12 protein-coding genes are annotated in these 15,018 nt (G+C 72.3%); 5 read left to right on the forward strand and 7 right to left on the reverse strand.

What is annotated here, in order from left to right; translation table 11 throughout:
- Positions 1 to 17 precede the first annotated feature (17 nt).
- From ACSMXR_RS35595 to ACSMXR_RS35610, 4 genes are read left to right on the forward strand one after another with little or no spacing between them, the layout of a single operon-like run.
- Complete coding sequence (locus ACSMXR_RS35595; protein ID WP_170994596.1) at positions 18 to 1,028, forward strand: carbohydrate ABC transporter permease; 1,011 nt, start codon at positions 18 to 20, stop codon at positions 1,026 to 1,028.
- On the forward strand, positions 1,025 to 1,963 hold the full coding sequence (locus ACSMXR_RS35600) for a carbohydrate ABC transporter permease (RefSeq protein ID WP_218527249.1): 939 nt from the start codon (positions 1,025 to 1,027) through the stop codon (positions 1,961 to 1,963). The genes ACSMXR_RS35595 and ACSMXR_RS35600 overlap by 4 nt, the downstream gene beginning before the upstream one ends.
- Positions 1,960 to 2,997, forward strand: coding sequence for a hydroxyacid dehydrogenase (locus tag ACSMXR_RS35605; protein ID WP_381908630.1), 1,038 nt, complete (start codon positions 1,960 to 1,962; stop codon positions 2,995 to 2,997). Before ACSMXR_RS35600 ends, ACSMXR_RS35605 begins: the two co-directional genes overlap by 4 nt.
- Positions 2,998 to 3,042: 45 nt before the next feature.
- Positions 3,043 to 4,554 (forward strand): HAD-IA family hydrolase, encoded by a 1,512-nt coding sequence (locus ACSMXR_RS35610; protein ID WP_473170827.1) that lies wholly within the window; start codon positions 3,043 to 3,045, stop codon positions 4,552 to 4,554.
- A gap of 67 nt (positions 4,555 to 4,621) precedes the next feature.
- Here the strand turns inward: ACSMXR_RS35610 and ACSMXR_RS35615 are convergent, their stop codons facing one another.
- Both ACSMXR_RS35615 and ACSMXR_RS35620 read right to left on the reverse strand, forming a co-directional pair.
- Positions 4,622 to 5,491, reverse strand: a complete 870-nt coding sequence (locus ACSMXR_RS35615) for a class II fructose-bisphosphate aldolase (RefSeq protein ID WP_218527252.1) — start codon at positions 5,489 to 5,491, stop codon at positions 4,622 to 4,624.
- 62 nt (positions 5,492 to 5,553) lie between these two features.
- On the reverse strand, positions 5,554 to 6,441 hold the full coding sequence (locus ACSMXR_RS35620; RefSeq protein ID WP_030080582.1) for an SIS domain-containing protein: 888 nt from the start codon (positions 6,439 to 6,441) through the stop codon (positions 5,554 to 5,556).
- 283 nt (positions 6,442 to 6,724) lie between these two features.
- Between ACSMXR_RS35620 and ACSMXR_RS35625 the strand changes: the two genes are divergently transcribed.
- On the forward strand, positions 6,725 to 7,489 hold the full coding sequence (locus ACSMXR_RS35625) for an SDR family oxidoreductase (RefSeq protein WP_473170828.1): 765 nt from the start codon (positions 6,725 to 6,727) through the stop codon (positions 7,487 to 7,489).
- A gap of 105 nt (positions 7,490 to 7,594) precedes the next feature.
- Here the strand turns inward: ACSMXR_RS35625 and ACSMXR_RS35630 are convergent, their stop codons facing one another.
- The 5 genes from ACSMXR_RS35630 to ACSMXR_RS35650 all read right to left on the reverse strand — a co-directional run bounded on the left by ACSMXR_RS35630 (position 7,595) and on the right by ACSMXR_RS35650 (position 14,991).
- Complete coding sequence (locus ACSMXR_RS35630) at positions 7,595 to 10,456, reverse strand: DUF5682 family protein (protein ID WP_473170829.1); 2,862 nt, start codon at positions 10,454 to 10,456, stop codon at positions 7,595 to 7,597.
- Positions 10,453 to 11,583, reverse strand: a complete 1,131-nt coding sequence (locus ACSMXR_RS35635) for an ATP-binding protein (RefSeq protein ID WP_103507299.1) — start codon at positions 11,581 to 11,583, stop codon at positions 10,453 to 10,455. The genes ACSMXR_RS35630 and ACSMXR_RS35635 overlap by 4 nt, the downstream gene beginning before the upstream one ends.
- Positions 11,584 to 11,693: 110 nt before the next feature.
- The gene (locus tag ACSMXR_RS35640) at positions 11,694 to 13,079 is read right to left on the reverse strand and encodes a VWA domain-containing protein (protein WP_473170830.1); all 1,386 of its coding nucleotides are present in this window, start codon (positions 13,077 to 13,079) and stop codon (positions 11,694 to 11,696) included.
- Complete coding sequence (locus ACSMXR_RS35645) at positions 13,076 to 14,518, reverse strand: hypothetical protein (protein WP_473170831.1); 1,443 nt, start codon at positions 14,516 to 14,518, stop codon at positions 13,076 to 13,078. Before ACSMXR_RS35645 ends, ACSMXR_RS35640 begins: the two co-directional genes overlap by 4 nt.
- Positions 14,488 to 14,991 carry a hypothetical protein gene (locus ACSMXR_RS35650; RefSeq protein WP_473170832.1) on the reverse strand — a complete coding sequence of 168 codons (504 nt, stop codon included), beginning with the start codon at positions 14,989 to 14,991 and terminating at the stop codon, positions 14,488 to 14,490. The genes ACSMXR_RS35645 and ACSMXR_RS35650 overlap by 31 nt, the downstream gene beginning before the upstream one ends.
- Between the last annotated feature and the right edge of the window lie 27 nt (positions 14,992 to 15,018).

Genomic DNA, 15,018 nt, shown 5'->3' on the forward strand with positions numbered 1-15,018 from the left:
CGCCGAAGGAGCAACAGGTGGCAGCCCCACTCGCCCGGCCAGACCGGACCACGGCATCCCAGCCCGCGCCGCCGCCCCCCGGTCCCACCGGATCCGCCCGAGCCGCCGGACCGGGAAAGCCCGGCGCCCCGGGCGGCCCCGGCACACGACGCGGACAGCGCCGGGCCCTCGCCCTGTTCACGGTGCCGTTCTTCGCGCTCTTCATCGCCGTCACCGTCCTGCCGATGATCTACGCGGCCTGGATGAGCCTCTACCGCGAGGAGTCCTCCGGCCTCGGCTTCGGCGGAACCGAGCGGGTCTTCGCCGGGTTCGGCAACTTCACCGAAGCCCTCGGCAACGAGGCGTTCCTCCGCTCGTTCGGCAACATCGCCCTCTACTGCGCCCTCTACATCCCCGCGATGGTCGGCGGCGCGCTCATCCTGGCCCTGCTCGTCGACTCGACCATGGCCCGGGCCCGGCGCTTCTTCCAGATCGCCTACTTCCTGCCGCACGCGGTGCCCGGCCTGATCGCCTCGCTGATCTGGCTCTACCTCTACACACCCGGCCTCAGCCCGGTCACCGACGCCCTCGACGCCCTCGGCGCGAACTGGAACTTCTTCGGCCAGGACGAGGCGATCTTCTCGGTCGTCAACATCTCCGCCTGGCAGTGGACCGGCTACAACATGATCATCTTCTACGCCGGGCTCCAGGCCGTTCCCCGCGAGGTCCTGGAAGCCGCGACCGTCGACGGAGCCGGAGCCCTGCGCACCGCCCTCCAGGTCAAGATCCCCATGATCCGGCCGACCGTCGTCCTGACCCTGCTCTTCACCTGCGTCGGCGCCATCCAGCTCTTCGACGCCCCCAAGCTCGTACAGCTCCGCGCCAACACCATGGGCGAGGACTGGTCGCCGACCATGTTCATCTACACCGCGGCCTTCAAGGGCCACGACTACGGCCTGGCCGCCGCGAGCTCCCTCCTGCTCGCCCTCTTCGCCGGCCTGCTGTCCTTCGTCGTCACCAAGCTCGGCAACCGGTGGAAGGCCTCATGAGCATCCAGACAGCCAACCGCGAAGCACCGGCCGCCACCGCACGGCGCGGCCGGGCCGACCGCCGCACCGCACCACGGCCGCCCGCCCGCCGGGCCCGTACCGGAAGCCTCACCTCGCGCGTCATGGTCAACGGCGTGCTCGCCGTCGTCGCCGTCTACACCCTGATGCCGCTGACCTGGCTCCTCATCGCCTCCACCAAGAGCTACCGGGACCTGTTCGCCACCAACCCGTTCAGCCTCGGCGACTTCCGGTTCCTGGCCAATCTGACCGCCCTCCTCGAATACAACGACGGGGTGTTCGTCCGCTGGCTGCTCAACAGCCTCCTGTACACCGTCGTCGCCTCCGGGCTCTCCACCCTCATCTCGGTGGCCTGCGGCTACGCCTTCGACAAATACGCCTTCCGCGGCCGGGAGAAGTGGTTCGGGGTCGTCCTCGTCGGCGTCCTCATCCCCTCCACCGTCGTCCAGCTCCCGCTCTACCTGATGGCCTCCGAACTGGGCCTCGTCAACACCTACTGGGCCGTCCTCGTCCCCAGCCTCGTCAACCCGTTCGGCGTCTACCTCGCCCGCGTCTTCTCCGAGGGGTACGTGCCGGGCGAGGTCCTGGAAGCCGCCCGCATGGACGGGGCGGGAGAGGTGCGGACCTTCACGAAGGTCGCCCTGCCGATGCTCGCGCCCGGCTTCGTGACCATCTTCCTGTTCTCCTTCACCGCGAGCTGGAACAACTTCTACGGCGCGCTCATGATGCTCAACGACGACCAGCTCTACCCGGTCAACCTGGGCCTCTACATGTGGAACCAGAACGTCTACCAGCAGCCGGAGCTCTACCCGCTGGTCATCATCGGCTCCCTCGTCGCCGTCGTCCCCCTGATCATCGCCTTCCTCTGCCTCCAGCGCTTCTGGCGCTCGGGCCTCACCGCAGGAGCCGTCAAGTGAGCCACCCCGCCCCGCACCGGCGGACCCGTCCCCGCACCGTCCTGGCGATGAGCGGCGAGACCCGTGCGGCGATCCTGGCCCCCGAGGCCCTGGACCGGCTCGCCCGCGTCGCCGACCTCGACCCCGGCCTCCTCGTCACCGACTTCGACGCCGACGACCCCGCCCAGCGCACCGGACTCCACGAGGCCGAGGTGCTGTTCACCGGCTGGGGCTGCCCGCCGCTCGGCCCGGCCGCCCTGAGCGCCATGCCCCGGCTGCGCGCCGTCATCCACGCCGCCGGCTCCGTCAAGCACCACATCACCCAGGACGTCTGGGACCGCGGCATCACCGTCAGCACCGCGGCGACGGCCAACGCCTTCCCGGTCGCCGAATACACGGTCGCCGCGATCCTCTTCGCCAACAAGCACATCTTGGAGAGCGCCCGCGTCTACCGGGAGGCACGCACCCGGGTGAACCTCCTCGAACGGTTCCCCGGCGTGGGCAACTACCGCCGCACCGTGGGCATCGTCGGGGCCTCCCGCATCGGACGCCGCGTCGTGGAACTGCTGCGCCCCTACGATCTGCGCGTCCTGGTCCACGACCCGTACCTGGACGAAGCCGGCGCCCGGACCCTGGGCGTGGAGCGCGCCGAACTCGACGCCCTGGCGGCCGAGAGCGACGTCGTCAGCATCCACGCCCCCGAACTCCCGGCGACGCGGCACCTGTTCGACGCCGGACGGCTCGCCCTGATGCGGGACGGGGCGACGCTGGTCAACACCGCGCGCGGCTCCCTGGTGGACACCGACGCACTCGTGAAGGAACTGGTCTCCGGACGGCTCAACGCCGTGCTCGACCACACGGAACCGGAAGTCCTGCCCGCCGAATCGCCCCTCTACGACCTGCCGAACGTCCTGCTCACCCCGCACATCGCCGGGTCCCAGGGCGGCGAACTCCACCGGCTCGCGGACGCCGCCGTCGACGAACTCGAACGCTACGCGCACGGCCTGCCGTTCGCCCACGCCGTGGACCCCCGCACCCTGCACCAGCAGGCCTGACCCCGTACCCGTACACCCCCTCGTACCACCCCCGGGAGACCCGCCATGTCCCGTACCCGCCGGGTGCTCGTCGTCGGCATCGACGGTGTGCGTCTCGACACCCTGAACCGTGTGCCGACCCCGCACCTCGACGCGGTGGCCGACGCGGGATTCCTGGCCCCGGTGGCCGTGGGGGAGGGCACGCCCACCATGTCCGGGCCCTGCTGGGCGACGATCCTGACGGGCGTCGGCGTCACCAAGCACGCCGTGTGGAGCAACGACTTCAGCGGCCACCGGCTCGGCGTCTTCCCGGACTTCACGACCCGCCTGGCCCGCCAGGACGGCCGCCGCACCTATGCGGCCGCCGCGTGGGAGCCCCTGGTCACCGTCGCCGACGGCGGCCCGATGCTCCGCAGGCCCACGCGGCTCACCCACCATGCCCCGGCCGCCGACACCCCCGCCGCCTGGGAGGAGGCCGACGCCTCGACCGTGCGCGACGCGGTGGGCGTCCTCACCCACGAGGACCCCGAGGCGTCCTTCGTCTACCTCGGCGCGCCCGACGAGACGGCCCACCACCTCGGCTGCGGCGACGCGTACGAGGCGTCGATCCGGGCGGCCGACCGCCGCCTGGGCGAGCTCCTGACGGCCGTGCGCACCCGCCCCTCGTACGAGGCCGAGGCCTGGACCGTCCTCGTCGTCACCGATCACGGACACCGGGACGAAGGCGGTCACGGCGGCGGCAGCCCGGCCGAACGCACCGCGTGGCTGGCCTGCGCGGGCCCGGACATCACGGCCGGGGCGCGCCCCGGCCGCCCGGTCCGGCACGAGGACGTCGCCGCCCAGGTGTACGCGGCCATGGACCGTACGCCCGACTCGCACTGGACGCTCGACGGCAGCCGGATCCCCACCGTGCCGCGCGCCGTCCTCCTCGACATGGACGGCACCCTCGTCGACACCGAACCTCTCTGGCTGGAGGCGGCCCGCACCGTGGCGGCGGCCCACGGCCACACCCTCACCGACGCGGAGGGCGCCGGAGTCCTCGGCCGCACCTGCGCCGACACGGCCGTTCTTCTCGTACGCCTGTGGGCGGAGACCGCCGCGGAGCCGAATGCCGTCGGGCCGGAAGTCGTTTTGCTCGCGTCCGAGTTGGAGGACACGTTCCTCGCGTCCGTGGAAGCGGGTGTCCGGCTCCGGCCCGGGGCCCGCGCGCTGCTGGACCGGCTGGAGCGCGACGGGCTGCCCGCGGCGCTGGTGTCGGCCTCGCCGCGCCGGGTGGTGGACGCGGTCCTGCGGGGGCTTGGCGGCGAGGCGTTCCGTACGACGGTGGCGGACGGCGAGAGCGACCGCTCGAAGCCCTTCCCCGACCCCTATCTGAAGGCGGCCGCGCGTCTGGGCCTCCCGCCCGGGGCCTGTCTCGCGGTCGAGGACAGCCCGACCGGAGTGGCCGCGGCCGAGGCCGCGGGCTGCCGGGTGCTGGCCGTGCCGTCGTCGGCGCCCATCACGCCCGCCCCCGGACGACAGGTCCGGCCGGATCTCACGTTCCTGCTGCGGGAATGGGGGCCGGAGCAGCCCGTATGACGTGACGACAGGAAGACGCCGGGGCCGGCGGGCATCGCGCCCGCCGGCCCCGGCGTCTTCCCGCTCGTCACGCGGCCTGCGCCCTCCCCGAGGGCAGCAGCGAGATCATCCGGGCCACCGTACGGGCCATCGCGTCCCGCCCGTCCGCCAGATAGCGGCGCGGGTCCACGCCCCGGTCGTCCCGGGCCAGCCGCTCCCGTATCGCGCCGGTCATCGCGATGTTGAGCGCGGTGCCGATGTTGACCTTGCGGATCCCGCCCGCCACGGCGCGCGCCAGCTCCTCGTCGGAGGCCCCGGACGAACCGTGCAGCACCAGCGGAACCGGCACGGCCTCCCGCAGCCTGCCCAGCAGCGCGTGGTCGATGACGGCGTCCCGCGACGTCATGGCGTGCGAGGTGCCGACCGCCACGGCCAGCGCGTCGACCCCGGTGGCCGCCACGAACGACCGCGCCTCGTCCGGATCCGTGCGCGCCCCCGGCGCATGGGCGTCGAGCGCCGGCTCGCCGTTCTTCCCGCCGACCTGCCCGAGCTCGGCCTCCAGCCACAGACCCCGCTCGTGCGCCCATACGACGGCGGCGCGGGTGGCCGCCAGGTTCTCCGCGTACGGCAGCTTGGCGGCGTCGAACATCGCCGAACTGAAACCGCAGTCCGCCGCCCGGTGCAGCAGCTCGGTCGACTGCACATGGTCGAGGTGCAGGGACACGGGGACGGCGGCCTGGTCCGCCACTTCCGCCGCGGCGCGCGCGAGCGGACGGGGCCGGCCCCGGTGGTAGGCGACGGCGTTCTCGCTGATCTGCAGGATCACCGGCGACCCCGCGGCCTCCGCGCCCTCGGCGATGGCTTCCGCGTGTTCGAGGGTGATGACGTTGAACGCGGCGACCGCACGCTGCTGCGCGGCGGCCTCGGCGATCAGATCGCCGGTGGCGGCGATGGGCATGGCGACTCCGGAATGAGGGACCGTCGGCGGGGGAGGGGCAAGGAAGGGGACTGCTCGGGCCGTCAGGCCGTGGTGCTGAGGATGACCGAGCGGGTGAGGTGGCGGGGCCGGTCCGGGTCGAGACCGCGGGCGTTCGCGATGGCCAGCGCGAGCCGCTGCACCCGGACCAGCTCCGCCAGCGGGTCGAGGCCGCCGGCCACCCAGCGGGCGCCGGTCGCGTGCACCTCGTCCATCAGCCCGGCCGGAGCCTCGCCGAGCATCCAGGTCGCGGTGGAACGGGTGGAGATGCTGATCGGGCCGTGCCGGTACTCCATCGCCGGGTACGCCTCGGTCCAGGCGAGCGCCGCCTCGCGCATCTTCAGCGCCGCCTCGTTGGCGAGCCCCACGCTCCAGCCCTGGCCGAGGAACGTGAACTGGCTGCACTCCACGAGACCGACGGGCAGCGGCTCGGCGAGCGCCACCTGGGCGTCCTCGACGACCGCGTCGGTGTGCAGGCCCAGATGGGCGCGGAGCAGGGTCAGGGCGGAGGTCGCGAAGCGGGTCTGCACGACGGACTTCTCGTCGGCGAACTCCAGCACGATCGTGTCGTCGGCCATCGCCGCCATCGGGGTGTCGGGGTCGCCGATGACCACCGTGCGGCGGGTCGTGTCACCGATCTGCCCGAGGAGCCCGAGCACCTCGGTCGTGGTGCCGGAGCGGCTCAGCGCGACGACCCGGTCGTAGGGCCGGCCGGCCGGGAACTCCGATGCGGCGAAGGCGTCGGTCTCGCCCTGGCCGCTGCCCTCCCGCAGAGCCGCGTAGGCCTGCGCCATGAAGTACGACGTACCGCAGCCGACCACGGCGATGCGCTCGCCGGCCGCCGGAAGCCGGTGGGCGAGCCCGTCCGCCATACCGGCGGCCACCTGCCAGCAGTCGGGCTGGCTGGCCAGCTCCTGAGCCACGTGCGTCATCTGTGCTCCCTGTTCCCGTACCCGGCGGATGATGCTCGAAGCTGCATATTAGGCAAGTGTTTCAAGCAATATCAAGCAGATGTGTGCAGGGTTTGTCTGCCTCGGCACGAGCTGTCGCCGCTCGATCACGCGGTCGATCACGCGCTCGATCACGCGGTCGGTACGCCCCCGGTGGCGTCGTCCCGGGCGCCGCTTCGCGGTCGCGCATTCCGCCCCGCGCCGGTGGGTAGGGTGGCTGCGTTTCATGAGTTGCGCGGAATGCACGAGGTAGGGGGATTGATCCATGGGTTCGCTGACGGGGAAGGTCGCCTTGGTCACCGGCGCCAGTCGCGGTATCGGCCGGGCGATTGCACGGCGGCTCGCGCGTGACGGCGCCTTGGTCGCCGTTCATTACGGCGAGCGGGAAGAAGCGGCGCACGAGGTGGCCGAAGAGATCCGGAAAGCGGGCGGACAGGCTTTCGCGGTGGGCTCCCTGCTGGGAGTGCCGGGAGACGCCGAAGGGCTGTACGAGGCGTTCGGCGCGGGAATGGCGGACCGGGGCGAGGAACCGGTGCTGGACATTCTGGTCAACAATGCCGGAGTCAGTGGATCCGGGAGAATAGGTGACGCTTCACCGGAGGTCTTCGACCGGCTGTTCGCGGTGAACGTGAAAGCACCGCTGTTCCTCATCCAGCAGGGTCTGACCTTGATGCGGGACGAAGGACGGATCATCAACATCTCGTCGGCCGCCGCGCACCGGTCCTTTCCGGAATCGGTGACCTACGCCATGACCAAGGGCGCGGTGGAGACGCTGACGCTTGCTGTGGCAAAGGAAGTGGCGGGCCGGGGCATCACCGCGAACACCGTGGTGCCCGGTTTCGTGGAGACGGACATGAACGCCCGGCGGCGCGAGACGCCCGAGGCCGCGGCGGCGCTGGCCGCGCACTCGGTGTTCGGACGCATGGGCCAGCCGGCCGACATCGCCGACGTCGTGGCCTTCCTCGCCTCGGAGGACGCGCGCTGGGTCACCGGCCAGAGCATCGACGCCACGGGCGGCATCGGGCTCTGAGAGTCCCAGGCCCAGGCACATGCCGGGGGGCGAGGCCGAGGGCGCGGTGCCGGGGGTGGATGACCTCCCGGCACCGCACACAACCACCCACGCCCCGCACCTCGGTCATGAGCCCGAGAGCAGCGACTCCCACGCGGTGGCGGTCTCCGGGTGACGGGCCGACAGCGCCGCGCCCGGGGCTCCCGTCGCATCCGCGTCGGGCGAGGCCCAGGCGCCGTCGCAGCCGAGCAGCTCCGCGACCGCGTCGAGCGCCCCCGGGTGGGCGAAGAGCAGGGCGGCGCCACGGCTCCCACCGGCGGCCGCCTTCGCGGGGCCGGCGGCGGACGCGGCCACCTCCGGCACCTCCCGCCACGGCGGCACCCACGTATCCAGCGCCGCGAGCCGGGCCGGGAAGATCCGCCCGGCCTCACGGATCAACAGCGGGGCCAGGTCCGCCGCTCCGGCGCGCAGCGTCGTGATCAGCGTCGGCAGCCACGGCAGCAGAACCGGATCCGGCAGCCGCCCGAACGCGTTCGACACGGCCTCCACCACCACGTCCGCCAGCCCCGGCACCGGCACCAACGCGTGCACGAAGCCGCTGAGATAGCGCGGATAGGCGGGCACCACCATCGGGTTGGCCAGCAGCTCGCCGCAACGTTCTCGCAGCTCGGCCCGGGACAGGGAGCCGAGCTGCACCTGCGCTGCCCACAGGAGTGCCGTCCGCTCCGGGTCCGTGGGGCGCGACTGGGCGACGGCCAGCTCCAGCTGGGCCCGGTCGCAGCCCAGGGACAGCGCCAGGCTCTCCATGCTGAACAAGAAGCCCAGCATCGCCGCCACCTGCCCCACGGTCGCGTCCTCGTCCGTGAACGCCGTCGGCAGCAAGGTGCAGTAGTGGGCGTAACCGGCCTTGACGAACGACTCCACCCACGGCGGCAGCACCGGCTCGCCGGTGCGGTAGTACGCCAGCAGCCCCCGTACCCGGCGCAGCACCTCCGGCGCCCCGTCCACGGTGCGTTCGGTGGCCAGGACCTCCAGGGCCCGGCGCCCCAGCTCGTCGGCGAGCCGGCGGCCGCCGAGATACAGCGTGGCGTCCTCGACGGCGGCGAGGACGACCGCCGTCGTCGCCCGCGGCCCGTACGCGTCGCGGCGCAGCCGCTGCTCCAGGACCTGCTCGATGCTCACGCCCTCGTAACCGAGCTCGATCAGCGCCCGCTGGTGGGTGCCCAGCGCCAGGTCCCACGACTCCTGGATCGAACGCTCACCGAGCTTCCGCTCGCCCATGATCGGCCGGGCCGCACCGTGCGGCATCAGCCGGCGGAGCATCCACAGCACATCGGAGCAGGCCCTGAGCTCCGGGCTGGAGTGCAGGTCCAGCAGGGCACGCTGCACACCACGCTGCTGGAGCTTCAACTCCAGCGGCGCGAGCCGGTCGTGCACATCGCGGGCCAGCGGCGGCAGCGCGTCGTAGCCGACCCGGCCGATCCGGTCGCCGCCCATCATGATCTCGACGAGACGGCGTACGTCCCGCCTCCCCGGCACCGAGTCCTTCTCGATGCAGGTGATCGCCGCGTCCTGGAAGTCGTACGGAGTGGGCTTGGCCCGGTCCCGCATCCCGGCGAGCAGGATCGACGTCTCGAACACCGCGATGGCGTCGGCGGTGGACGCCAGATAGCCGCTGCGCCGCGCCGCCCGCACGATGTCCACCGACCAGCCGAGCAGTTCGGCCTCGTCGAGCGTGTCGAGGACCGGCGGCCGTCGCAGAAACCCGGAGAGCCGGTCCGCGGCGCCTTCCTCCGGGGAAGCGGAAACGGCCGCCGGGGCCTTCCTCGGCGCCACCGCCTTCTTCGTGGCCCGCGGCTTCTTCGCACCGTCCTGCCCGGCCAGCCGGTAGGGCTGCACCCGGGTGCGCTTGAGGTTCTTCGCCCACTGCGTCGCGGCGATCGACACCGACCCGGGCACCAGCCCGAACTGCGCCTCGATCGCCGCATGGCTGGACGGGATCAGCCCGTGCTGCCAGGTGGTCGCGGAGCGCGGCGAGATCAGATACGACCCGCTGCCCGCCACCCCGAACTCCTCGACCCGGCTGGCCGCGTGGAAGGCACCGCACACATACAGGCAGTCCTCCGGACCGGCCCCGCCCGCCGCCAGATGCTCGCGGATCCTGGTCCACATGTACCGCTCGCGCTCCTCGTCCACCCGGACCCGGTCCCCGTCGCCGGGGGCGAGCCGCCGGAACAGGCTGCCGACGAGGAACATGACCTGGCGGTAGGCGTCGTGGTCGCTGTCGCCGAGCGGAACCTCGACGTACTGGTGCCACCACTCCGACCAGTGCCGCACCTTGCCGTGGCGCAGCAGATGCTCCTCCAGCTCCGCGAAGCGGGGCCGCAGGTCGCCGATCTCCACGCCGACCGCCTCGCCGTGCAGCGCCGCTTCGGGCTCCGGCGTCCCGGCCGCGGCACCGGACTCCTCCTCGGGGGCGCGTTCGCCGTGGCGGCCGTCCCACTGGAAGACATGGTCCGACGACCGGTCGACGAGGACCAGCTCGACGCCCGGGGTGTCGAGGGCGTACGCGATGGCCTGGTACTCGGCGGACGCCTCGGTGATCGGGGCGACGACCGACAGCGGGGCCCACTCGGCGGGGAACCCGTCGACATCGCTCGCGAAGGCCTGGACCGCCACCGGCAGGCGGCAGTTGCGCAGCTCATCGAGGAGCGGCGCCATGTCCTCGCACAGCTCCAGATACACGACCTTGGGCTGCTTCTCGCGCAGCCGGCGGGCCATGGCCAGGGCGGAGGCGGGGGAGTGGTGGCAGACCGGGAAGATCTCCAGCGGTTCGCGCACCGCCCGGTCGACGTCGTCGACCATGCCGAGGAGGATGCCCTCCAGCGCGTCGGGCCCGTCGGCGAAGGCGGTGGCGGCCTCGTGCAACTGCCCGCGCAGCGCGGAGAAATGCGTGGCTTCGAGGTCGTTCGCCGGGGAGCCGCTCATGACAGGGTGGCGATCGTGTCGCGGCCGCCGTCCAGGAACTCCGGCCACGAGCCGCCCTCCTCCTGGCTGCGCGGCTCGACGACGCCGTGCAGGTACTTGTTGAAGATGGCCAGGTCCTCGGGGTCACGCCGGGCGAGGGAGCCGACGAGCGAAGCGGCGAGGGTGCGGGCGGTCAGCGTGGTCTCGCCGAAGAAATTGCTGTGCAGGACGGCGTCCTCCAGCACACCGATCTGCTCCGCCGTCGACAGCGCGGACTCCAGCTTCTCGTCGTCGCTGCCCGCGGCGGCCGCCGAGGCCCGCAGATCGGCGAAGCTCCGGAGCAGGATGTCGAGCAGCGTCGGCGGCACGTCCAGGTCGATCGCGTGGCGGCGCAGCAGTTCCTCGGTGCGGAAGCGGACGATCTCCGCCTCGCTCTTCCTGTTCGTCACGACCGGGATGCGGACGAAGTTGAACCGGCGCTTCAGTGCGGACGACAGGTCGTTGACGCCCCGGTCGCGGCTGTTGGCGGTCGCGATGATCGAGAAGCCGGGCTTGGCGAAGACGATGTTGTCGGCCGCGTCCGTGCCGTCGCCCTGCAGTTCGGGGACGGAGATGTACTTCTCCGAGAGGATCGAGATCAGCGCGTCCTGGACGTCGCTGGTGGAACGGGTCAGTTCCTCGAAGCGGCCGATGGCGCCCGTCTCCATCGCGGTCATGATCGGCGACGGGATCATCGACTCGCGCGACTGGCCCTTGGCGATGACCATGGACACGTTCCACGCGTACTTGATGTGGTCCTCGGTCGTGCCGGCCGTACCCTGCACCACCAGCGTGGAGTTGCGGGAGATCGCGGCGGACAGCAGTTCCGCCAGCCAGCTCTTGCCGGTGCCGGGGTCTCCTATCAGGAGCAGACCGCGGTCGGAGGCGAGGGTGACGATCGAGCGCTCGACGAAGCTCCGGTCGCCGAACCACTTCTGGGAGATCTCCCGGTCCAGGCCGTCGGCGCGCTCGGACCCCAGGACGAACAGCCGGACCATCTTCGGGGACAGCCGCCAGGAGAACGGCTTGGGGCTGTCGTCGATGGACTCCAGCCAGTCGAGCTCCTCCGCGTACTTGGTCTCGGCGGGGGCGCGCAACACGTCGGACATGGAAAGGGCCTTTCTGAACGAGTGGAAAAATGTCGGGGGAGGGGCCGGCTACGCCAGGTACGCCGGACATCTCAGGGACGTCGGGCGCCCGGGGCCGCAGGCCTCCGGCCTCAGGTGAGGAACGTCTTGAGTTCGTGCACGAGCTTGTCGATGTGTCCGGAGACCACGGGCGTGCCCAGAGCCTTGAACCGCTCCCGGAACCAGGGATTGACCTCCTGCCGCCCGGAGCTGGTCACCGAGCCGACGGGTATGAACTTCACCCCCGAGCGGTGAACGGCCTCGATGCCCTCGAACAGCGGCTGGGAGCGGTCGAACTCGTAGAAGTCCGAGATCCACACCATGACGGTGTTCTTCGGCTCGGCGATCTTCGGGCGGGCCATCGCCATCGCGACGGGGCCGTCGTTCCCACCGCCGAGATTCGTGCGCAGCAGGACGTCGAACGGGTCGTGCACCCACGGCGTGAGATCGATCGAGCGGGTGTCGTAGGCGATGAGATGGACGTCCACCTTCGGCAGCCCGGCGAAGATGGAGGCCAGGATGGTGCAGTTCACCATCGAGTCGACCATCGAGCCGGACTGGTCCACCACGACGATCAGCCGCTGCGGTGTCGTCCTGCGGACGGTGTGCCGGTAGTAGAGGCGGTCGACGTAGAGCCGCTCCTCCTCCGGGCTCCAGTTGGTGAGGTTCTTCCAGATCGTGCGGTTCAGGTCCAGATTGCGGAACACCCGCTTCGGCGGCACGGAACGGTCCAGCTCGCCGACGGTGGCCTTCTCCACCTGCGTACGCAGCACCTCGGCGACCTCGTCGACATACCGGCGGATGAGCGACTTGGCGTTGGCGAGGGCCACACCCGACAGATTGCCCTTGTCCCGCAGCAACTGCTCGATCAGCGACATGCTCGGCGTCAGCCGCGCGGCCAGCGCCGGATCGGCCAGCACCTCCCGCAGCCGCATACGTCCCACGAGATCGCCCTCGATCGCCGCCAGCTCGGGCCCGAGGCCGCCGGCGTCCAGGCCCGCTCCCGCCGCCCGCCCACCGCGGAGCCCGCCGGGCGGACAGCCCAGCGCACGCTCCAGCCAGCCCGCGTCGGACTGCCAGCGCGCCAGCTGCTCGGCGGTCACCGCGCCGGAACCGGTCGTGAAGACGTTGAGCAGCACCTTCGAGACCAGCGCCGCGCGCCGCACCTCCGCCGCCCGGTCACGGGCCTCGTCCGCACCGTCGTCCGGTGTCATCAGCCCGTCGAACTCGGCGGCCAGCTCCGGGTGGCGCTGCACGACCGAGTCGAGCGACGTCCCGGGATCCAGCAGCGCGGACGGCAGCCCGATGTCCTCGACCACCCCCAGGCTCGCCGACTCCAGCGCGGGCTGCTCCTCACCGTCGAAGAGACGGGCCAGGAGCCGCCAGTACAGCACCTGACGGCGGTTGTCGTACGGGTCGGGCCCGGCTTGGGCCAGGGCTTCGGGGCCCGGCGGTCGCCGGGCGAGATCCTCGGTCATTTCCGCAACAGCCTTCCGGCGCGCTCGCGCAGCACGGCGACGGCGTCGGTGGCGGCCTTCTCCGCCCGGACACCCGCCTTGTCGGTGGTGCCGCCCGCCCACGCCCCGGCGTGCACGGCGACGGCCTTCTTCCGCACGGTCGCCTCGACCGCGAGCGGCTGAACGTAGAACTCCCCGGCGTCCCAGCGCAGCAGCCCGACACAGGCGCGGGAGGCGGCGACCGCCTCGGGCGTCAGCGGGCCGGCGGTGGGCAGCCGGTCGGCGTCGACGGCGAGCGGCCGACCCGCCAGATCGAAGGCGAGGCGGCCCTCCTCGCTCTGCGCGGTGTACCCCTCCAGCAGCACCGGCACGGCGATCCGGACGGGATGCCGGTCCAGCGGGGCAGTGCGGGCCGCCGTCGCCGCGGACAGCATCACCCGGGCCGTGGCGAAGGCGTCGGCGGGCTCACCCGCACGCGCCCGTTCGTCGTCCCAGACCAGATCCCCCTCGGCGGTCACCGGCATGGCGTCCAGCTCCATCGAGCGGCCCTCGCTCACGGCCCCGAGCAGCGACAGACGAGGACGCAACAGCTGCCACAGGCCCGCCCCGACGACCGTGTCGGGCTTGGGTGCCGAGACCCCGGCGCGTACGAGACGGGGCGCCCCGCCGTCCGCGGGCTCGAACACGGCGTGGACCTGCGCCTGCACGGCCGTCGCGTGCTCCTGCACATCGACGCCGAGCGGCAGCAGCCGACCGGTCACCGGAGCGACGGACGGCTCCCCGGCGGCGCCGGGCACGGTCAACAGCAGGGCACGCGACCACAGATCGGCCCAACGGCGCACCGGCACACGCTCCAGCGTCGCCCCCGGACAGGACGCGGCCAGCTCGGCGGCGAACCCGTCGAGCAGCGTCGCCGGACGGCGCAGGGCCGGTTCGGGCAGCATCGCGGAGACGACCGGCGCGGACCCGGCGACCAGCTCGTGATCGATGCCCCGCCAGCCGCTGCGCGCGAGATCGCACAGCCAGCTGCGGGCCGCCGCGAAGAGGTTCGACCCCTGCCCCGGCTCGGCGGACACCGCACCGGAGCCCGCAGCCCGCTCCCCCTCTTCCTCGGCGGCGGGCCGACCGACGGCCTCGTCGATCCGGTGCGTCAACGCGTCGTGCACCGAGCCGAGCAGAGCACAGCGGGCGGCGGCGAGGGCCACGAAGTGATCCTCCCCCGCGGCCCCGGCCGCCGCCTTGTCGGCCGCCTCCGCGACCCGCGCGGCCAGCGGGGTCCCGCCGACCGCCTCGGCGAGCCCGGCGACCGCCGCCGCCTGGGCGGGCCCCGGCCGCAACAGCCCGGCCACCAGCGCCCCGTCGAAGGCGTCCACGGCGGCGAGCGCCTCGTCGAGCCCGTCGACCGGATCGAACAGCAGATCGCCGCGCATCACGCCACCGCCCGGGTCGGCGGGAACCACTGCATCTCGGGCAACGGTGCGTTGACCGGGGCCAGTTCGAGATAGGCGAGGTGCCGCAGGAACCGGCTGAAGACCTGTGCGGCCGCCGAGGAGTCGCCCAGCACCGGCCGCGTGGCGGTCATGGCGGCGGTGAGGGACTGCGCGTCGGGCTCCCCGTCCGGCGTGTCCACCGCGAGGTACCGGGCGACGCGCTCCGCGCCGTACTGCAGCATCGCCTCGCCGACGAGCGCCTGGATGTGCTTGCAGAACATGCCGCGCGCACCGCCGCAGGGCCGGTTGTTGTTGGTGCTGCACGCGAACGCGTACGTCCGGGCCGCCACGGACGACACATACACCCGCCCGATGTCCGATCCGCTGGAGACGACGCCCTGCAACCGCCCGTCGGCCAGTTCGACGAACGGCACCTTGGCCAGCTTCCGCGGCCGCGCGGGCGGCACCACCCGCGCGGTACTCGACTTCTCCCAGACCGACAACGCGCCAACTCCCATGCATGCGAAAGG

It is taken from the genome of Streptomyces sp. DSM 106670, from assembly GCF_055792845.1.